The sequence below is a fragment of the Alteromonas sp. LMIT006 genome, from assembly GCF_024300645.1.
In the GTDB taxonomy this organism is placed as follows: Bacteria; Pseudomonadota; Gammaproteobacteria; order Enterobacterales; family Alteromonadaceae; genus Opacimonas; species Opacimonas immobilis.
In genome coordinates this window covers 767,762-788,654 of the sequence record NZ_CP101291.1, presented here as the reverse complement: position 1 = coordinate 788,654, position 20,893 = coordinate 767,762, and the positions used below count along the sequence as shown (strand labels likewise).

19 protein-coding genes are annotated in these 20,893 nt (G+C 45.8%); 11 read left to right on the top strand and 8 right to left on the bottom strand.

Going from position 1 to position 20,893, the window contains the following annotated elements; translation table 11 throughout:
- Positions 1-25 precede the first annotated feature (25 nt).
- The 7 genes from mreC to tldD are packed head-to-tail and all read left to right on the top strand — an operon-like array spanning position 26 to position 9,592.
- Positions 26-883, top strand: a complete 858-nt coding sequence (mreC, locus tag NLG07_RS03715; RefSeq protein WP_254856361.1) for a rod shape-determining protein MreC — start codon at positions 26-28, stop codon at positions 881-883.
- Positions 880-1,353, top strand: a complete 474-nt coding sequence (gene mreD / locus NLG07_RS03710) for a rod shape-determining protein MreD (RefSeq protein ID WP_254856360.1) — start codon at positions 880-882, stop codon at positions 1,351-1,353. Before mreC ends, mreD begins: the two co-directional genes overlap by 4 nt.
- A gap of 9 nt (positions 1,354-1,362) precedes the next feature.
- Entirely contained in the window at positions 1,363-1,959 is a 597-nt protein-coding gene (locus NLG07_RS03705) for a nucleoside triphosphate pyrophosphatase (RefSeq protein WP_254856359.1), read from the top strand.
- On the top strand, positions 1,949-3,415 hold the full coding sequence (gene rng, locus NLG07_RS03700) for a ribonuclease G (RefSeq protein ID WP_254856358.1): 1,467 nt from the start codon (positions 1,949-1,951) through the stop codon (positions 3,413-3,415). The genes NLG07_RS03705 and rng overlap by 11 nt, the downstream gene beginning before the upstream one ends.
- A 33-nt stretch (positions 3,416-3,448) precedes the next feature.
- Positions 3,449-7,309, top strand: a complete 3,861-nt coding sequence (locus NLG07_RS03695; RefSeq protein WP_254856357.1) for a YhdP family protein — start codon at positions 3,449-3,451, stop codon at positions 7,307-7,309.
- The gene (locus NLG07_RS03690) at positions 7,302-8,135 is read left to right on the top strand and encodes a carbon-nitrogen hydrolase family protein (RefSeq protein ID WP_254856356.1); all 834 of its coding nucleotides are present in this window, start codon (positions 7,302-7,304) and stop codon (positions 8,133-8,135) included. Before NLG07_RS03695 ends, NLG07_RS03690 begins: the two co-directional genes overlap by 8 nt.
- A gap of 8 nt (positions 8,136-8,143) precedes the next feature.
- Positions 8,144-9,592, top strand: a complete 1,449-nt coding sequence (gene tldD / locus NLG07_RS03685) for a metalloprotease TldD (protein ID WP_254856355.1) — start codon at positions 8,144-8,146, stop codon at positions 9,590-9,592.
- On the opposite strand, the gene yjgA is transcribed toward tldD, so the two are convergent.
- Positions 9,593-10,111 (bottom strand): ribosome biogenesis factor YjgA, encoded by a 519-nt coding sequence (gene yjgA / locus NLG07_RS03680; RefSeq protein ID WP_254856354.1) that lies wholly within the window; start codon positions 10,109-10,111, stop codon positions 9,593-9,595.
- Positions 10,112-10,194: 83 nt separating this feature from the next.
- Between yjgA and pmbA the strand changes: the two genes are divergently transcribed.
- Positions 10,195-11,529 (top strand): metalloprotease PmbA, encoded by a 1,335-nt coding sequence (gene pmbA / locus NLG07_RS03675; RefSeq protein WP_254856353.1) that lies wholly within the window; start codon positions 10,195-10,197, stop codon positions 11,527-11,529.
- A gap of 18 nt (positions 11,530-11,547) precedes the next feature.
- Here the strand turns inward: pmbA and NLG07_RS03670 are convergent, their stop codons facing one another.
- The 7 genes from NLG07_RS03670 to gmk all read right to left on the bottom strand — a co-directional run bounded on the left by NLG07_RS03670 (position 11,548) and on the right by gmk (position 18,800).
- Complete coding sequence (locus NLG07_RS03670) at positions 11,548-12,390, bottom strand: class I SAM-dependent methyltransferase (protein WP_254856352.1); 843 nt, start codon at positions 12,388-12,390, stop codon at positions 11,548-11,550.
- On the bottom strand, positions 12,383-14,440 hold the full coding sequence (recG, locus tag NLG07_RS03665; RefSeq protein ID WP_254856795.1) for an ATP-dependent DNA helicase RecG: 2,058 nt from the start codon (positions 14,438-14,440) through the stop codon (positions 12,383-12,385). Before recG ends, NLG07_RS03670 begins: the two co-directional genes overlap by 8 nt.
- A gap of 65 nt (positions 14,441-14,505) precedes the next feature.
- Entirely contained in the window at positions 14,506-15,186 is a 681-nt protein-coding gene (trmH, locus tag NLG07_RS03660) for a tRNA (guanosine(18)-2'-O)-methyltransferase TrmH (protein ID WP_254856351.1), read from the bottom strand.
- Positions 15,187-15,190: 4 nt separating this feature from the next.
- Entirely contained in the window at positions 15,191-15,574 is a 384-nt protein-coding gene (locus tag NLG07_RS03655) for a RidA family protein (RefSeq protein ID WP_254856350.1), read from the bottom strand.
- A 9-nt stretch (positions 15,575-15,583) separates the two neighbouring features.
- Positions 15,584-17,704, bottom strand: a complete 2,121-nt coding sequence (gene spoT / locus NLG07_RS03650; RefSeq protein ID WP_254856349.1) for a bifunctional GTP diphosphokinase/guanosine-3',5'-bis pyrophosphate 3'-pyrophosphohydrolase — start codon at positions 17,702-17,704, stop codon at positions 15,584-15,586.
- 86 nt (positions 17,705-17,790) lie between these two features.
- A complete protein-coding gene (gene rpoZ, locus NLG07_RS03645) occupies positions 17,791-18,060 on the bottom strand; it encodes a DNA-directed RNA polymerase subunit omega (RefSeq protein WP_254856348.1) in 270 nt (89 codons plus the stop codon).
- 89 nt (positions 18,061-18,149) lie between these two features.
- Positions 18,150-18,800 (bottom strand): guanylate kinase, encoded by a 651-nt coding sequence (gmk, locus tag NLG07_RS03640; protein WP_254856794.1) that lies wholly within the window; start codon positions 18,798-18,800, stop codon positions 18,150-18,152.
- Between the two features lie 100 nt (positions 18,801-18,900).
- Here gmk and cyaY point away from each other — a divergent pair, with 100 nt between their 5' ends.
- The 3 genes from cyaY to hemC are packed head-to-tail and all read left to right on the top strand — an operon-like array spanning position 18,901 to position 20,893.
- Positions 18,901-19,239: an iron donor protein CyaY gene (gene cyaY, locus NLG07_RS03635; RefSeq protein ID WP_254856347.1), complete on the top strand. Its 339-nt coding sequence runs from the start codon at positions 18,901-18,903 to the stop codon at positions 19,237-19,239.
- On the top strand, positions 19,232-19,903 hold the full coding sequence (locus NLG07_RS03630) for an alpha/beta hydrolase (RefSeq protein WP_254856346.1): 672 nt from the start codon (positions 19,232-19,234) through the stop codon (positions 19,901-19,903). Before cyaY ends, NLG07_RS03630 begins: the two co-directional genes overlap by 8 nt.
- 36 nt (positions 19,904-19,939) lie before the next feature.
- Positions 19,940-20,893 carry a hydroxymethylbilane synthase gene (gene hemC / locus NLG07_RS03625; protein WP_254856345.1) on the top strand — a complete coding sequence of 318 codons (954 nt, stop codon included), beginning with the start codon at positions 19,940-19,942 and terminating at the stop codon, positions 20,891-20,893.

Here is a 20,893-nt window from a genome sequence, read left to right as displayed (position 1 = left end):
TTTTTTAATCGCATAGTTAGTTGATATGAAACCGATATTTAACATTGGCCCCTCTCTAGAATTACGCTTATTTGTAGCGGTGATTTGTGCGGTCTCGTTACTTATCGCTGATGGACTTTATCAATTCTCTAAACCGATGCGAGTGACCTTAAATTCACTGGTCTACCCAATCAAGTTTATCGCATCACTTCCAGGTGAGTTTTTGGAAGAAAGTTCTGACTTGTTTGTGACTCAAGCTGACTTGTTAGCCGAACGAGAAATTTTGATTTCCGAAATAATGCAACTTCGTGAAAAATCTCAGCGCTTTGAGATCCTTAAGGAAGAAAACGCCCAGCTGCGAAGTTTGATGGATGCGCCTTTGGCCCCAGAATTTCAAAAAACCATTGCAGAGCTGCTTGCTGTTGACAATAGCCCCTATTCACAACAAGTATTGATTAATAAGGGAGCCCTTGACGGCGTGTTTTTGTCGCAACCCGTACTTGATGACCAAGGCATTGTTGGGCAAATAAGTGATATCGCCCCTACTGATAGCCGAGTTTTGCTGATCACCGACATTGCGCATGCAATCCCAGTGCGAATACTGCGCAACAACGTGAGCCTTATCGCCAACGGTTCAGGTAATACCAATCGTTTGAATATCAAATACGTCGCCCACAGTGCAGATGTTGAAATTGGTGATTTGTTAGTGAGTTCTGGTTTAGGTGAAGTGTTCCCTGCCGGTTACCCTGTCGGTATTGTCTCTGACATCGTGCGCGATGAATCCAAACCCTTCGCTCAAGTCAACGCGACGCCTCTTGCACGTCTAGACCGGATCCGCTATTTGCTACTCCTTGATACTCAAGCGACCTTAAGCGATCAAGCCCAACGCATGGATGGCCAATGATCAATCGCATTCACATTCATTTGTCCTTACTGGTGTGTACGGTACTTGAAATCATTCCAATGCCCATTAGCTTTGGTACTTATCGACCAGACTGGTTGTTGATGGGTTTGGTGTTTTGGAATATGTTTCATCCGCAAAATATGAATATTGGCATAGCGTTTTTATATGGGCTAGTCTTAGATGTTTTATTAGGCTATACCTTGGGTATGCATGCTTTGGCGTTTTCGCTGGTTATGTATGTCGCATCGATTCATCATTTGCGTTTCAAAAATTATTCAATCTGGCAACAAAGTGGAATTTTAGGGCTCTATACCGCCTTTTATAATATGGTGTTATTTTGGTTACAACATTGGCTCAACGATGCCTTTTTTCACTTAAATTATTTTTGGCCAATTGCCACGACAATGTTTTTATGGCCTTGGTGTTTTTGGTTGCTCAATCGCGTTCGCAGAGAACGCTTGCGACATTAAGGACAGTCGATGTGGCAACAACGATCTGATTTTGTGCTAGCGTCTTCTTCACCAAGACGCATAGACCTTCTGACCCAACAAAGACTTACCTTTACATCCGCGACGCCGGATATTGATGAATCTGTTTTGCCCGATGAAGTTGCCAGTGACTACGTTAATCGGCTAGCAATAGCTAAGGCCGAAGTGATTGCTCACACTTATCCAAACACTTGGGTCATGGGCAGTGATACCAGTATTGGGTTTGAGAACCAAATTTTGGGTAAACCTTGCGATGAAGCTGATTGCGTGACGATGTTGACGGCTTTGAGCGGGGAGACCCACCAAGTTTATACAGCCACTGCCCTAGTACGGTATAACCCGGAACATATTGAGCGTCACGCTATTTTGAATATCGCAAATGTCACTCTGACAGAGATCTCTGAAGCACAAGCCCGAGCGTATTGGCGCACTGGCGAACCTGCAGATAAGGCTGGAAGTTATGCTATACAGGGTATTGGAGGGGCATTTGTTGCATCATGCGAAGGTAGTTATAGCGCGATTGTTGGGTTACCATTGGTAGAGAGTATCGCGTTATTGCGTAAAGTAGGAGTTATCGATGAGTGCTGAGTTATTAATTAACGTTACACCATCTGAGTCACGTGTGGCTTTGATTGAAAATGGTATTTTGCAAGAAATTCACATCGAACGTCACACCAAAAAAGGACTGGTTGGCAATATTTATCGAGGAAAAGTTTCCCGTGTTTTACCTGGTATGCAGGCGGCTTTTGTTGATATTGGCTTGGATAAGGCCGCTTTTTTACACGCATCAGACATTGCAATTCACTCTGAAGTTGCTGAGGATGTAGCGCCAAGTAATATTGCTACAAAAGATATCCGCGAGCTCGTGCGAGAAGGACAAAGCATTGTTGTGCAAGTGGTCAAAGATCCTATCGGTACCAAAGGCGCACGTCTGACAACAGATATCACTCTTCCCTCTCGCTATTTGGTATTTATGCCTTCAGTGACGCATGTCGGAGTCTCTCAGAGAATTGAAGATGAAACCGAACGACAACGCCTAAAAGAGCTCGTTGCTCCTTTGTGTGACGAACAAGGTGGGTTCATTTTACGCACAGCAGCTGAAGGCGTAGCAGGTAATGAATTAGAGCAAGACGCTGCTTTTTTAAGACGTCTGTGGGATAAGATCAAAAGTCGCTACAGTGACAAAAAACGCTATGTTTTATTTGAGGATTTACCCTTAGCACGTCGTGTGATTCGAGATTTTACTGGCACACCAATAGAAAAAATCCAAATTGACTCGAAACTTGCTTATCAAGAGCTCGTTGATTTTGTTGCCGAATACGTCCCTGAGTTAACTGACAAATTAATGTTGTACACGGGTGATAGGCCTATTTTTGATTTGTATGATGTCGAAAATGAAACGCAACGCGCACTAAAACGACGGGTTGATCTTAAATCCGGGGGTTACCTCATCATCGACCAAACAGAAGCGATGACCACGGTAGATATTAATACCGGTGCCTTTGTTGGGCATCGCAATTTGGAACAAACCATATTTAACACCAACGTAGAAGCGACTCAAGCCATTGCTCGACAGCTTAGATTGCGCAATTTAGGTGGCATGATTTTGATCGATTTTATTGATATGGAGGAACCTGAGCATCAAAAACGTGTCTTACAATCATTAACTCTGGCATGTGCTAAAGACCGCGCTAAGATTAATATTATGGGTTTTACCTCTTTAGGTTTAGTCGAAATGACCCGTAAACGCACTCGAGAAAGTCTTGAGCACGTTTTGTGTGATGAATGCCCAGTGTGTCAGGGTAGAGGCACAGTCAAAACCATCGAAACAGTTTGTTTTGAAATTATGCGAGAAATTGTTCGAGTTAATCGCGCTTATGATGCCGACAAATTTGTGGTGTATGCAGCACCCGCGGTTGCGGATGCATTAATGGGTGAAGAGTTTCCAATGTTGGCGGAGGTTGAGGCATTTGTGACGAAGCAAATCAAAGTACAAACCGAACATTTGTATAGCCAAGACAAATTTGACGTCGTTATGATGTGATACCATACACAAAAGTAGAGTGAGTACGTTTGAGTGAGCGAAAGTAATACCAGCCATTTTTTGCGCAAAAGCATTGCCTTTATGTGGCAAAGTTTTGCGCTATGTGTGGTCTTGGTCGCAGTTTTGCTTTCTGCCATACGCTTAAGTCTACCTCATGTTGACAGTATCAATTTTCAGCTTTCACAGCACCTTTCTGAGCGACTCAACGCGCAGGTAACCATTGAGCAACTAAAAGGAAGTTGGGACAACCAAGGGCCTACGTTAGAATTGGTCAACTTATCAATTTTAGATAACTCTCAAAATGCGTTTATGGTCGAGCATCTTACGATCAGCGTAGATGTCTTTGAATCATTTGCCCAGATGACCCTCATCACCCACGAGTTTGCGCTGCGCAATGCTGCGGTGACGTTATTACCTCAACCCATACAAGATCAAACCACATCAAATGATGATGTTGCTGCTTTAGTTCCCTTACTAAAAACCTTATTTATTGAACAATTAACTTACTTTTCTATCGACAACCTCAATATCCAGTTCCTTGCAGAGGGCTATGAACAAAACTACCGCATCGCGGAACTAAAATGGCTCAACCGCAACAATCAACACACTGGTATAGGGCGCATTTTGAGTGCCGATTCACAGTCTGAGCTTGCGACTTTGTCTATCGCTTTGACCGGTGGCGCCCATGCTCTAGAGGGACAAATTTATTTTGCCGCAGATACCTTACCTGTGCGTGATTTGTTACCCATCAAATTTCGTGAACACGTTGCTGAAACGAGTCTTTTATCCAGCTCAGCATGGGTCGACATTCAAAGTAATCAGATAATTCAAGTTACTGGTCACGTAGCACCAACTGATATCCAAATTCAAAATAACGAACAAAGTATTATTGTTAAAAATGAAGAATTTAATTGGGTAATGCGTCCTGAGCGTGACTATTGGTCGGTATCGCTCAATGAGATCGACCTAAGTGTGAATGATATTGCGACTAGCACTACTTTAGCGGGGCGCTTATACACCAATGGACAAAGTGATTTTGTCCTAACAACCCCAATCCCTATGGCGATGTTTGCGCCCATATTGGCAATAATCAACCCTAAAGCCGCCCCCATAGAACTGACTGGAGAACTTGCAGAAGTCGGTTTATATTGGCTTTCAGACAAAGAGCAAGCCGGTTTTCTACGTTTTGCTAATGCGGGTTGGGAAGCCCAAGAGCACGTTGGCATCAACAATCTTAACCTCGACACTTATTGGCATCGATTAGGGGCGCTAACAGCTATCAGAAGCACCATTGATGCGGTTGATGGTATGTTATTTACCGGCCCCCATACTCTTGCTGAAGATTTGGAATACAGTGAATTATCGGCAGATATTTTTGCAAACATTGTCGAAGATACGTTTGTCTTAGCACCAAGTACTTTAACATTGAAAAGTGAATTAACGGACCTATTTGTATCTGCGCAATACAATACGCGCTTGCAACTGCACGCAAGTTTAGAGCCAGATACCGTCAAGAACATTACGGCTCTTTTGCCCACTCAGCTGATGGGTAAGCAGACTTACCGATATTTGATGCGCGCTTTAGATACAGAGAATCAAACCGGCCAAGTCAAATCCGCTACTTTATTGTGGGATGGTGTGCCGACGGATTTTCCATTCGCCGATAACTCTGGCGTGTTTCAAGCACAAGTCGTGATAGAAGAGGCAGACTTTGTGTTTGCGCCTGATTGGCCAATGTTGGAAAACTTAGCGCTGACACTGGATTTTGTTAATGCAGACTTGTTTATGTATGCACCTAGCGCGACCTTAGGTGATGTCGCCGTCTCTGATATGTACGCATCCATTCCAGGGTTGAACAGTCAATCGGTATTGACCATTGATGCACAAGGCAGTGGTTCTGGCTTTGCGGTTTCTCAAGTCATGCAACAATCAAGTTTAGCTGGCTCTTTAGGCAAAGTATTGTCTGAAAATATCATTGTATCCAATGTATTATCTACACAGTTAAACCTTTCAATTCCTTTATCCGGGTCCAAAGTGGACGCTCAAGGTTCGGTTACTTTTGATGATAATTATGTGTTTATCAAAAATATTGATACCCAACTCAAAAATGTCAGCGGTACCTTGGCGTTTGACAATTCAAACATATCAGCTCCGACGTTAACCGCTAGACTCCTCGAACAAATGATCGATTTAGACCTATCATTGTCTCAGCAGGATAGCGGCTATCAAGCAAAAATTGGACTCAGCGGTGATTTTGATAGCGCTCTACTTGCCGAACAGCTCAATCCTAGCTATGCACAATTAACGTCAGGCTCCGTACCATGGCAAGCACATGTGGATTTGGAGTTTCCCACTAATGGTGATTTTGCATACGCCGTACAACTTGACGCTAATTTACTATCAAGTGAATGGTATTTGCCGCCACCTTTTGCTAATGCAAGAGAATTAATGCTCACTTTAACCGGTGATGCAAAGTTTTCTCAGGTTACCACCCGGTTAGATAACTCGGTGCATTTCACTGGTGCATTACCCCATGCTGAGATGCAGTTTTCTAGAGCCCATCTGCGTTTAGGCAATGCATCTCCTTTAGTTAATATGGGGACAGGATTTAGTATCTCGGCAGCTTTAGATGAGCTTGATGTGCTGAACTGGTACAGCGCGATCAATCACTTACTCGATAGCGAACAAGCCCGAGGCAATAGCTTGTTTGCGCCACCAGAACGGATCTTTATCGAAACTGACGCTTTGCATATTGCCGGCCAGACTTTGCACAATGTTGGCGCCACAGTCAAACAATCCGATAATAATTGGCAAATTGAGCTCAGTTCCGATGAAACTCGTGCAGAAGCTAGTTTGTACAACGACTGGCTCGGAACTGGGGTGGTCATTAACGCACAGTATGTTGATTTGCCCACTTGGTCTTCGGCAACAGAATCGGCTCAAATTGAATGGCAGGCAATGAATCTTCCACCGATTCGTTTCAACTGTAACAAATGCCGTATCTTAGGTAATGACTTTGGCAAAATTGTGATGCATACCTCACCAAACTTAGAAGGTGTTGCTATCGATGAGTTTCGCATAGAACACCCCGAGGGTAAATTATTCGCCTCTGGCCAATGGCGTTTTTCTGGCGCCGAGCGTCTCGCAGAGACACAATTGGAAGGTGTGTTGGATGCAAAAGATTTTGGACAATTTTTGAAACGTTTCAATTTTGATTCAGGTATTGTCGATTCCAGTGCGGATTTTGATTTCGCTATGCGCTGGACAGATACACCAATGGACTTTAATTTTGAAAATCTTTACGGGCAGGTCGATTGGTCACTTTCTGATGGGTATTTAACCGAAGTCAGCGACAAGGGCTCTCGAATTTTTACCCTCGTGTCTCTCGACTCGTTGGTGCGCAAACTCAGCTTGGACTTTCGTGATGTCTTTGCTCAGGGCTTTTTTTATGATGAAATCAGTGGCACCATGAAAATTGAACAAGGCGTCGCAAGTACTCAAGACACATTGGTTGATGGCGGTGCAGGCGAGATCGAAATCACTGGCTTTACCGATTTGGTCGCTCAAGAGCTGAACTATAACGTGTCGTTTACTCCTGATGTAACCGGGAATTTACCTGCATTAATGTATTTTATGGTGAATCCGCCAACCGCTATTGCAGCCCTTGCTGTAAACCAAGTACTGACCGAAGCGAAAGTATTTTCAAATATCAATTATTCCGTTACCGGAACCTTTGCTGAACCTATAATTGAAGAGCTTGGGCGCACCAGTGCTGATATTCAATTGCCTGCGCGTCTTGGTGCGGAGCTACCAGAAGAAACTGATCGTCCTATCAGTGAATTAGATAAGCAAGGCATACCTCTCGCTGAACCTCCGAGCAACAACGGTGGATAATCTCGAACTCGTTGCCATTCAGCTGATCTCTGTGCCCGATGTCGATGCTAACTTTATCGAGGTAACATCTCAGCTTGAACAATGGCAGTCTCAGCGTACCTCATCTCATAACGCCTTGGTGGTGTTACCAGAATGCTTTGCGTTTTTTGGTGGTAATGACAAAGGGCAACTTGCGTTACTAGAGCCCTCTGCGCAAGCATATCTCAAACAATGGTGTTGTGATACCGCTAGAACATTTGGCATTTGGCTAGTGACTGGCTCTATTCCTACCCCAAGCTGTGAACCCAATAAATTGAAAGCAACTTCATGGTTGATCAATCCTGCTGGTGAGATGTGTGCTGAGTATGTAAAAGTGCACCTGTTCGATGTCGATGTTGCAGATAATACACGCGCTTATCGAGAATCGGCTACAACAGTAGCAGGTGAGCAAGCAATTACTTACACTGGCGCAATTGGGCACATTGGCATGGCGGTCTGTTATGACCTACGATTTAGCGCTTTATTCAACGCAATGAGTGCAAAAAAACCATTAGATGTCATTGTGTTGCCCGCCGCTTTTACCTACACTACAGGTAAAGCACACTGGCATAGCTTACTGGCTGCGCGTGCTATTGAATACCAAAGTTATGTGGTTGCGGCGAACCAGGGCGGCGTTCACGCTAATGGCCGAGAAACATTTGGCCATACCGTAATCTATTCGCCATGGGGCGAGCGCATCGCATGTATCGAGCAAGGCTGCGGCTGGATCAGTTGTCACCTCGACCATGAAGCTCAAGAACACATTCGCCAAGCCATTCCAATGGCACAGCACCGCAAAGTATTTTAGGAGACGCTGTGAGTTTAGCTGACGTACAACACAATCTGTTAGACGCTTCCGATATCAGTCTGCACCAGATTGAACAGACATTTGCGCTGTTTGATACCCATCAAGTCGATTATGCGGATATGTATTTTCAATCTTCTCAGCACGAGGCCTGGGTATTAGAAGATGGGATCATCAAAAACGGGAGTTACAATATCGAACGCGGCGTTGGGGTGCGCGCAATCAGTGGGGAAAAAACCGGTTTTGCTTACTCAGATGATATTAATCTTACTGCACTAAAGGATGCGGCTAAAGCAGCCCGTGGCATTGCTCCAAAACTTGATGTAACGCCTGCTCGCAAACACCTCCAGAGTCGTGATGTTGTGCAAAAATATATGCGCGACAACCCTTTACTGGCAATGGCTGAAGAAGAAAAAATCGCCTTATTAAAAGCCTGTGACCAATATATTCGCGCTCAAGCACCTAATGCGGAACAAGTGAGTGTATCCATCACAGGTGTGTATGAGGAAATACTGATCATCGCTACCGATGGTACCTTGGCTTCTGATATACGTCCATTAATCCGCCTGAATGTTTCTGTATTATTAGAAGAAAATGGCCGTCGTGAACGTGGTGGTTCCGGTGCTGGTGGGCGTTATGCTTATGCCTTTTTTACTGCGGAAGAAGACGGCGTACCCTTTTATCAAAGTGTTGCCGATGATGCTTTGCACATGGCTCGAATTAATTTACAAGCCGAAGCGGCCCCTGCTGGCAACATGCCAGTGGTGCTTGGCGCCGGCTGGCCTGGGGTATTGTTGCACGAAGCCGTTGGTCATGGTTTAGAAGGTGATTTTAATCGCAAGGGCGCATCGACGTTCTCGGGTCGGATTGGTGAACAAGTGGCCGCCAAAGGTGTCACTGTCGTCGATGATGGCACGATCCCTGACCGCCGAGGTTCTCTCAGTATTGACGATGAAGGCACGCCGTCCGGATACAACGTACTGATTGAAGATGGGATCTTGCGTGGCTATATGCAAGATAAACACAATGCGCGACTGATGGGGGTGGCTCCCACTGGTAATGGCCGACGTGAGTCTTACTCGCATTTGCCCATGCCGCGCATGACCAATACCTATATGTTGGGTGGCGAACACTCGCCTGATGAGATCATCAACAGTGTGAAGCAAGGCATTTATGCACCCAACTTTGGTGGTGGTCAGGTCGATATCACGTCTGGCAAATTCGTCTTTTCGACCTCAGAAGCTTATTTAATTGAAGATGGTAAAATCACCACACCAATCAAAGGTGCAACCTTAATTGGTAATGGCCCAGATGTCATGGGTAAGATTTCGATGATCGGCAATGACATGAGCCTTGACCGCGGTGTCGGCGTCTGTGGAAAAGATGGACAAAGCGTGCCGGTAGGCGTTGGCCAGCCGACCCTCAAGGTTGATGAGTTGACCGTCGGCGGTACGCAATAATTATTTGATGTGCGCCTTGAGATACTGAAATATCTCGCGAGAGGCCTTAGGTGGCTTATTTTTTTCAGCTTGTTTTTTAGCTTGACGCGCAAGCTGGCGAAGGTGTTGACGGTCAAGTTGAGGATGTGCGGTTAACACCTCGTTAATAGCGTCGTCACCACGCGCGACGATGTCATCTCGAGTGTTCTCTAATGCATGAAAAGCTTGGACAACTTGTCGCTGAGCGACATTCAACATCGTCATTTGGTGCGCAATCTCAGGTGTATTATCACGCTGACGCAAGAGTTTGCCGATAAACGATAACTGGCGACGATAACCGTCTTTTTTGCGATTGATTTTTTGAGCGAGGGTGATCGCTTCTAGTAATTCATCATCCAGATCAAACTCTTTGAGCTTGGCAGGCGTCAACTCGGTGAGTTTTTTGCCCAAATCAACTAACTCTTTGGCTTCTTGCTTGAGTTGGGTTTTACTGACAAATTCGGGTTCGTTGTTGTCTTGAACATCATCAAATTCGGACATAGATTGATTGCCTGTCACAGTGGGTACTTGTTAATTGAGTGCTATTGTATCAAGACCGGCCCTATAATGGATAGAAGTTTTATATGCAACCTATACAGCAACAGCTAAACGACATTCAAGACGCAGTTTCACAAGTATTGGATTTTGCTAAAGCGGCAGGTGCCACCGCGGCTGAAGCCAGCATGTCAAAAGTACAAGGGATCAGTGTCACAGCTCGTATGCAAGATGTTGAGACGGTTGAATTCACCAATGACGGAGGCTTAGGGATTGCCGTCTATGTCGGCCAACAAAAAGGCTCAGCTTCCACCTCAGATCTTTCACCAGACGCGCTCAAACTTACTGTTGAAAAAGCCGTAGCCATCGCTAAACATACTGAACGCGATGACTGTAATGGTTTGGCAGATGCAGAGCTAATGGCCAAAGAGATCGTCGATTGTGATTTGTATCATCCTGTTGCACTTGATACGGAACAGGCTCTCGCGTTAGCACTTGAAACCGAACAAGCTGCACTCGAGGTCTCTGACAAAATCACAAATTCGGATGGCGCAACGTACAACGCCAATATTGGTTGTCGAGTCTATGGCAACTCACATGGCTTTTTAGCTGGATATCCAAGTTCTCGCTATGCGTTAAGCTGTGTCATGATTGCAACCGATGGCGATGACATGCAGCGCGATTACGCTTATGGCATCAATCGCCAAGCAAATTTACTGCCCGAATCCAAAACCATTGGTGTGGAGGCTGCAAATAATGCCCTCAATCGCTTACATGCAAGAAAGGTCAAAACCGGTAAATACCCCGTCGTACTTGATCGCACCATCGCCTCAAGCTTGTTTGGCCATCTAGTGAGCGCCATCAGCGGTGGCAGTCTCTACCGCAAGTCTAGCTTTTTACTAGATAGTATCAATACCCAAATCTTACCCAAATGGTTAACGATACAAGAAGCGCCACATCTAGCAAGCGCACTGGCTAGCTCTCCCTTTGACCACGAGGGCGTAGCCACTATTGCACGAGATATCGTCCTAGATGGCGTCTTACAGACCTACCTATTAACCAGTTATTCTGCGCGCAAAATGGGACTTACCACGACAGGCCATGCTGGGGGTATTCACAACTGGCAAGTATCCACGACGCATGCCGAACAGTCCGATTTGCTCGCGCAAATGGGTACTGGAATCTTAGTCACAGAACTGATGGGACAAGGCGTTAATGGGGTGACCGGCGATTATTCGCGAGGCGCTGCAGGATACTGGGTCGAAAATGGTGTGATCCAATACCCAGTTCATGAGTTCACTCTGGCGTCTAACCTAAAGGACATGCTGGCAAATATCCAAGGCATTGCTCGAGATACAGAAATCCGAGGCTCAGTACACACAGGTTCGATTTTGTTGAGCGAGATGCAGGTGGGAGGCGAGTAATCTTCAATAAATTGATTATTACAGCAAATACACATCAAAGCGATGTTTTTTGCCCTTAATCGCCATACTCGGAGCCTGATTGTTGAGCGGTGGTGCATAGTTGGGGCGTTTTACGACCACGCGTTTATGCGCTAACGCCAAGGCTGGTGTCAACAAATCATCCGCATCGGTATCATGACCAAGCAGTTGTTGCAAAAACTGCATGTTTTTCTTCACGGCGGCGGATTTTTTCTTATGGGGGAACATGGGATCTAAATACACCACATCCACATGCGCTGCTTCTTGAGCAAGCTTTTGCAACGATTCATGGGCATTGCCTGATTTGAGTGAAAGAGCGTCTGCCAACCAAACCAAGTCATCGCGCCATGCCAACCGAGCGAGCCCATCGGCTAACAACGCGCACACCACATTAGCACGCTCTAACATAGTGACTCGGCATCCAACACTGGCCAAGATAAAGCTATCCGTTCCCAGGCCTGCGGTAGCATCTACTACATGCCAATCAGATTGTCCTTTGATACCAACCGCTTTGGCAATCGCTTCATTTTTGCCACCGCCTTTGTCTTTGCGATACGCAAGTGCCTCACTGGCAAAATCAACCATCAATGGCAGTACCTTTGGCAGGTTGATATCCACTAAACCCAAGCCATTTTCGCTTAACGATAAGAATAAGCCTTGAGCCGGATTGCCTGCCGATTTCGGCCAGGCTTGTAACTGCCAGGTGTCAGCAAGGTCTTGTAACCGTGCCAAATATTCTGGTTTTGCTTCTTGAACTATGGTATCCGCTAGACGAATCGGAAAGGGCACACCGCCTATAATACGCAAGTCACTATATTGTTGAATATGCGTTTGTTTAAGCATTGGAATAGTGTCCTTTATATCCTAGCCAGCGCTGTACGATGGCATTGGCGTGCTTGGGATAATGCTCGAACAAATGTTCAGCCAATTGATGGACTTGGCCGAGCATGTGGCCATCTCGAACCAAATCGGCAATCTTGAGATCCGCGATACCCGTTTGTTTAGTCCCCAAGATCTCGCCCGGACCTCGAATTTCTAAGTCTTTTTGAGCAATATAAAATCCATCATTGGACTCTCGTAACACCCGTAAGCGTTGCTCGGCAGTTTTTGACAAATTCCCTTCATATAACAACACACAATGACTTTCCACGCTCCCTCTGCCCACTCTTCCTCGGAGTTGATGCAGTTGTGCTAGGCCTAGGCGCTCTGGATTTTCTATGATCATAAGCGAAGCATTCGGTACATCTACGCCAACCTCAATGACGGTGGTCGCGACCAACAAATCAATTTCAGCTTCTTTAAATGCCTGCATTCGTGCTTGTTTGTCTTTGGCGTGAAGTCGGCCGTGCACTAGGCCGATACGCAGCTCAGGCAACAGTGTTTGCAATGCCGCGTGGGTGTCTTCTGCCGCTTGGCTTTGCAAGACATCCGACTCTTCAATCAAGGTGCAAACCCAGTACACTTGACGGCGCTCAGTAGTCACCACCTGGCGTACCCGTTCGATGATTTGATCGCGTCTGGCGTTGGGGATGACGACTGTTTTGACCGGCGTGCGACCAGGTGGTAATTCATCTATAATTGAAGTATCCAAATCAGCATAAGCAGTCATGGCAAGAGTTCGTGGAATCGGCGTCGCCGTCATCACTAATTGATGCGGGAAACGCCCTTGTTGCTCGCCTTTTTCGCGTAAAGCTAAGCGTTGATGCACCCCAAATCGGTGTTGTTCGTCAATAATAACCAAAGCAAGATTGGCGTATTCCACCTTTTCTTGGAACACGGCATGAGTACCGACCAGCATATTGATGGTTCCGTTTTGCAGTTCGGTAAGCACTTGCTCACGTACTTTGCCTTTGAGTTTACCAGCTAGCCAGCCTACATTTAAACCAAGCGGAGCAAACCAGTTGGCAAAATTTTGCGCATGTTGCTCTGCTAGCAATTCAGTTGGTGCCATCAGGGCAACTTGATACCCTTGAGCGATAACGGGTAACGCCGCCAGAGCGGCGACTAAGGTTTTGCCCGAACCCACATCGCCTTGCACTAAGCGCAACATAGGTACGCCTTGAGCTAAGTCTGATTTGATTTCAGCAACCACGCGCGCTTGGGCATTGGTCGGGGAAAAAGGCAGTTGCTCTAAAAAAGCCCGAGACAAGGGATCTCGTTCCTCAATCGCAAACCCTGGGTCTTGTGCATGATCTCGACGAACCTGCAAAATACTCAGATGATGCGCGATCAGCTCTTCTAAAATTAATCTATGCTGTGCAGGGTGCTTACCTTCCGTTATCAACTCCATCGTGACGTCCGGTGGTGGGCGATGCACGAGGTACAACGCTTCACGCAAAGACACTTGCTGATCATACAGACCCGCTGGGAATAACTCTGCTAACGCACCTTGGTCAAGAGCTTGTAAGGCACTCTCGGTGAGATTTCGCAGAGTGACTTGTTTGATGCCCTCGGTCGCGGGATAGACGGGGGTAAGACTTTCGGCCACTGCAATTGGGGCATCGTCGTGGACAATTTTGTACTCGGGATGAACCACTTCTAGTCCGTTTAAGCCACGGCGCATTTCACCAAAAATTCTCAGACGAGTACCTGGTATAAGTTGTTTTTTTTGTGCCGCCGAAAAAAAGAAAAAACGACAGCTCAAACCGCCCGTCTCATCTGAGACTTTGACCACCAAAGAGCGGCGTTTACCAAATTTGATCTCGGCACTGATAACTTGCGCCACAACGGTTGCATGCAAACCATGATGGACATCGGCAATATTGTAAACACGCGTGCGGTCTTCATAGCGAATGGGTAGGTGAAACAACACATCTTGCACCGTGCGCAAACCAAAATCGTGGAGTTTGTCTGCCATTTTAGGGCCGACTCCTTTGAGCTTGGTCACTGGCATACTGCCTAATGTCGTCTGCGTCACTCGTAATCCCTTTGTTATTATCGTTATGTAAACGTCACTTGTTATTTGGAATATTGTAGCGTATCCCACCATATTTGTGAGGCATCAATTTGTCCTTCCTCATTAATATGAGGCAAAGGTAAATCGTGTTTTAACCACTGTTTGTAAATCGTTGGATGACCACCTTTAAACAGAGCTTTCTGACATTCTTCCTCACTCAATTGTTGAGTGTGATACATACCGGCATTTTGCCGTTGACGCTGAGCTTCGTACAACACTAAGGCCGCCGCTACAGAAACATTCAAAGATTGCGTCATGCCCACCATAGGGATCACGATATCATGATCCGCAAGCGCTAAAGCTTCTGGTGTTACACCGTTTTTTTCTTGTCCCATAATAATGGCCGTAGGGCGTGTGTAATCGATTTCGCGATAATCTAAAGCTGAATCAGACAAGTTCGTTACCAGGACTTGCATTTTTTGCGCTTTGAGATGAGACACCGCATCATCAATCGTGTCATGAGCTTGTACCGACAACCAATCCGTTGCGCCCATTGAGGTGCCACGACGCATGCCAGGGTTTTTTTCCCAAATCGCATGCGCCTGATGGATCCCAACTGCATCACAGGTACGCAGAATTGCAGAGACATTGTGAGGTTTGTGTACTTCTTCCATGAGCACCGTCAAATCCGTTTGACGCATCGCCAACATTTGGCGGATGCGCTGATAACGTTCCGGTGACATAAGCTTACTCAGTGATCAAGATACCATCAATTTCGATTTGTGCGCCTTTGGGTAATGCTGCAACTTGCACTGCCGCACGAGCGGGGTAAGGTTCACTAAAATACTCAGCCATAATGCTATTCACGGTAGCAAAATGTCCTAAATCAATAACAAATATATTCACTTTGGCCATATCATTGAGTGTGCCACCGGCAGCTTCACACACCGCTGAAAGATTTTTGAACACTTGATGGGCTTGCTCAGCAAAATCATCCGATACCATTTCCATGGTTTCTGGTACCAGTGGGATCTGACCAGATAAATATGTGGTGTTATCAACCTTAACCGCTTGGTTATAAGTACCTATAGCAGCGGGCGCACGGTCAGTATGAATGATTTGTCGAGACATAGTTATTTCCTAATTTATGGTTTTGCTCTGCGAATGTCGCGAGACTTTTTGAACTTCTTCGATATTGCGAATTTTACGCATAATATCAGCAAAATGAATACGATTATGGGTGGTTAACACCAAATCTACATTATAAATATTGGACTCTTTTTCGTCTGAATTCATCGAGATGATATTAGAATCCGATGCTGCAATGGTGTTGGTTAATTTGGCCAGTATGCCTTGATGATTGATCAGTTCAATACGCAATGAAACCTTAAAATCGCCATTGACTTCGCCATCCCACTCCATCGGTAAGACCCGTTGCGGTTCATCTCGGGCGAGCTTACGAATATTGGTACAGCCTACCTGATGGATCATCATACCTTTACCTGGATTGAGAACTGCGACGATTTCATCATTTGGGATTGGGTAACAACAGCGAGAATAATGTAACAATAAGCCTTCAGTCCCTTTAATCGCCACATTACCGCGCTTATCTGACTCAGTTAACCCTTCAGTTTCCCCAACCAAACGTCGAGCTATGACACCCGCTAATTCGTTGCCTAAACCAATTTCTCTGAGTAGCTCATCAAAGGTGTTATGCCCCATATCTAACGCGATTTGTTGCAGATCCAGGGCTGGAATATCGTCATATTTGACCGAGCCTAAAGCGTGGCGCAACAAGCGAAGGCCCATGTTCGCTGCGTCTTCGGTTTGCTGGCGCTTCAAGTAGTGACGAATCGCACTGCGTGCTTTTGCCGATACGACATAATTTAGCCAGTTGGCATTCGGTTTAGCGCGTGGAGAAGTAATAATTTCGATGGTTTGCCCGTTTTCTAATGGCTGTGACAATGACGAGTTGCGCTTATCGACTCTGACCCCCACACAGCGATTCCCAACATCTGAATGCACGGCATAAGCAAAATCCACCGCACATGCCCCCATCGGCAATTCAATGATCGAGCCTTTGGGGGTAAACACATAAATTTCGTCTGGAAACAAATCAGATTTGACGTTCTCGATGAACTCAAACGACGAGCTGGCACTTTGTTGCAACTCGAGAATGGATTGCATCCATTTGCGGGCTTTTAAATGCGCACTGGAATCCGTATCTTCGTTATCCTTGTAAAGCCAATGCGCGGCAACGCCTTTGTCTGCCATTTGATCCATTTCATTGGTGCGAATTTGGATCTCAACCGGAATACCATGAGGCCCTTTCAACGAAGTATGTAGCGATTGATAACCATTGGTACGCGGAATGGCAATATAATCTTTGAACCGGTTTTCAATCGGTTTATACAAGCCGTGCATCACCCCTAATGCCCGATAACAATCATCGATGGTGTCAAAGATCAGACGAAATGCATAGATGTCCATGACTTCATTAAACTGCAGTTCTTTATTTTTCATCTTGCGATAAATCGAATAAAGATGCTTTTCTCGTCCCTTGACCAAAGCAGGCAGGCCCACTGAATCAAGTCGAGTGCAAATTTCGGTAAACACATTATCGATGATTTCTTTGCGATTGCCTCGCGCTTGTTTTATCGCGCTTGATAATGCGCGCGCCCGCATTGGGTGCTTTGCTGCAAATCCCAGATTCTCAAGCTCATTCTTCATGTCATGGATACCCAAGCGATGAGCAAGTGGTGCGTAAATCTCTAACGTTTCGTTGGCAATTCGTCTGCGCTTATCCGGACGCAACGCGCCAAGCGTTCTCATGTTATGAGTGCGGTCGGCTAGTTTAATTAGGATGACGCGGATGTCTTCGACCATAGCAAGCATCATTTTTCGAAAATTTTCGACTTGAGCTTCTTCTTTGTTTGAGAATTTTATTTTGTCGAGTTTACTGACGCCTTCAACCAAATCAGCTACCGTATCCCCGAACTGCTCAGCCAAATCCTCACGGGTATAACTGGTGTCTTCAATCACATCGTGTAATAAAGCAGCCATCAGAGTTTCGTGGTCAAATTGCATTTCGGCCAAAATATTAGCCACTGCGACAGGGTGTGTAATATACGGATCGCCAGACGAACGCATCTGTCCTTCATGCGCATCTTGAGCTAAGACAAATGCATTACGTACCAACTGAATCTTATCAGCAGGTAAATAGGTTTCAATGGTCTTTTGTAAGGGTTCGAATAAATACACTAATGCATCACACGTTTAATTGATTATAACGTTTATAGAATACGTCTTATTAAGGTGTGATGCTAGTGTTAGAAAAGGAAAAAAGCTTATTCAGCAAGGATATTAGCAACTGATGCAAATTCTGCAGATTCCGCTCGAACTTGCTCTGCAACTTCCGCTTCTTCTAATGATTCTTGAGTCACTAAACCTTTTTCGATTTCGCGCAATGCAACAACCGTTGGCTTGTCGTTAACGTTATCAACAAGAGGATCTTTACCTTCGATGGCAAGTTGACGTGCACGTTTAGCTGCTAATAAAATCAAATCAAAGCGGTTGCCTACCTGATCAACTGCGTCTTCAACAGTGACTCGAGCCATGGTCTTCTCCGTGTAAAATAGTAAAATTTCGTAAAAGGGGCGTGATTTTATCCTATAAACATCGATATTGCTATATTTTGGACGATAAATTATTTGTTTAGTAATGCATCAATCAGCGCGCGATGAGCGCTATTGACGTACGTCTGAGTCTGACGTTGGGTTTGAACAATACTCCAAAACGCCCTCAACGTTTGTTCAAAATCATCGTTTATCAGCACGTAATCGAATTCATCAACATGCGACATTTCACTTACTGCTTGCGCCATCCGACCGGCAATCACTTCTGCACTGTCCTGCCCTCGCCCAGTCAAGCGTCGTTCAAGCTCAGCAACACTAGGAGGTAAAATAAACACAGTCTGCGCACCTGGAAATTGGGCTTTGACTTGTCTTGCCCCTTGCCAATCAATATCCAAAAACACATCAATTCCGCGCTCCAAGGTATCCGCAATCGCTTGTTTTGATGTGCCATAGTATTTGCCAAAGACTTCCGCCCATTCAAAAAAACCACCTTGTTCAATCAAGGCTTTAAATTCATTCACGTTCACATAATGATAATGCACCCCATCTTCTTCACCGGGTCGTGGCGCCCGAGTGGTATGAGATACTGAAACTTGCAGAGGGTGGTTGTCGGTGCTGTATTGCTCTAATAGCGCCTTGATCAGACTCGACTTACCGGCACCAGAAGGCGCTGATACGACAAAGAGATTTCCTTTAGCAGATGAACTTGGTGTAATAGACATAGGTAAAAAAGACTGAACTAACATTGGATTGCACACTGCGCTCAATGGTAACATAATCAACCAATAAAACACTATGCACTGGCCACGTACAGGAGAGCTCATGGCAGAATTAACCGAATTGGCATATCACAACCTGATTGATGAAGCGTTTATTGCTATTGAAGAAAAAATCGACGCCCTTGAAGAGCCTGATATTGAGGCCGAGAGCGCCGATGGCATCATCACTTTAGTGTTCGAAAACGGCACCAAAATCATTTTGAACAAACAAGAGCCTCTGCTCCAACTATGGGTTGCTACCCGTTACAACGGACACCATTTTAATTACGAAAATGGACAATGGATCGATGAGCGAGGCGCAGGTGAATTTTGGGCGTTTTTAGACGCTGCTATTAGCAAACAGGCCGGTGTCGAAGTGCGCCTAGGGTTAGGCAATGCTTGATTTGTTACCCTCAGTCGTCGTAGAAGCGCCAAGCGAACACAAAGCCACTGTCATTTGGTTGCATGGCTTAGGAGATTCAGGTAACGGTTTTGCGCCGATTGTGCCCGCATTTCAACTTCCCGATGAACTAGGCATCAAGTTCATTTTTCCGCACGCTCCGGTGCGTCCAGTAACGATCAACAATGGCATGCAAATGCGTGCATGGTATGACATCAAAAGTATGGATTTTGGTTCACGTGCTGACATTGATGGCGTACGCGAGTCTGCAGAATCAGTCAAAGCGTTACTCGATGCTGAGATTGCAGCGGGCATTCCAGCGCACAAAATCATTCTTGCTGGGTTTTCTCAAGGTGGCGTGATCACTTATCACCTTGGTGCGCGTTATGAGCATTCTCTCGGTGGTTTGATTTGTTTATCTACGTATATGGCAGAGCCAATGTTATTGCCTTCAGAAAAAACCGACGCCGGTGTCAATACGCCTATTTTTGCTGCGCACGGTACGCATGATGATGTGGTGCCTATGAGTATGGGTGAAGCGGCTTACCAATCGGCTTTGCAAAATGGTTTTGCAGCCAGCTGGCAAACCTACCCGATGCAACACAATGTGCACCCAGATCAAATCAAAGATATCAGCGCGTGGTTACAAGCTCGCTTAGCCGATTAAATCGGCTTTTGGATACCGCAACACAACGGATGAAATATGAGCAGTAAAACCCTAACCATCGCCACACGCAAAAGCCCCCTTGCGATGTGGCAAGCCGAATATGTGCAAGCAGGTTTGTCACGTGCGTTTCCAGATTTGGCAGTGGAGTTACTCCCGATGTCCACCAAAGGCGACCGTATATTAGATACACCACTTGCCAAAGTGGGTGGCAAAGGCCTATTTATTAAAGAGCTCGAAGTGGCCATGATGGAAGGACGTGCCGATATTGCCGTGCATTCACTGAAAGACGTACCGATGGAATTCCCCGAAGGGTTTGGCTTACACGCAATATGTCCTCGCGAAAATCCTTATGATGCGTTTGTCTCAAATAACTACGATAGTTTTGCCGAATTACCACAAGGGGCGATTGTCGGCACCAGTTCATTGCGTCGCCAAGCACAACTTCGAGCCAAACGTCCAGATTTGGTCATTAAGGATCTGCGTGGCAACGTCAACTCACGCTTGGCAAAACTAGACGCTGGTGATTACGATGCGATTATATTGGCCTGTGCAGGGTTAATTCGCTTAAATATGGGTTTTCGCATTAAAGAACAAATTGCTCCTGAAATCTCTTTACCCGCAGTAGGTCAAGGAGCGGTTGGCATAGAATGTCGCAACGACCAGCCGGATGTAATTGTTTTACTGCAAGCCCTAGCCTGTCCTGAAACGACCATTAGAGTGAGTGCAGAACGCGCTATGAATGCCAAACTAGAAGGGGGTTGTCAAATTCCAATTGGGTCATTTGCTGAGTTAAATAATGACGAATTGCGCTTGCGAGGATTAGTGGCTTCTGTCGATGGCAAATTGGTATGTCAAAGTGAGCAAACGGTGAGTCTGATTGGTGACTTTGATGCCCGACGCGAGCAAGCAGCTGCGCTTGGCGTATCCATTGCAGAAGACCTACTTGCACAAGGTGCTGGTGACATCCTTGCCAATGTGAGCATTGATTAA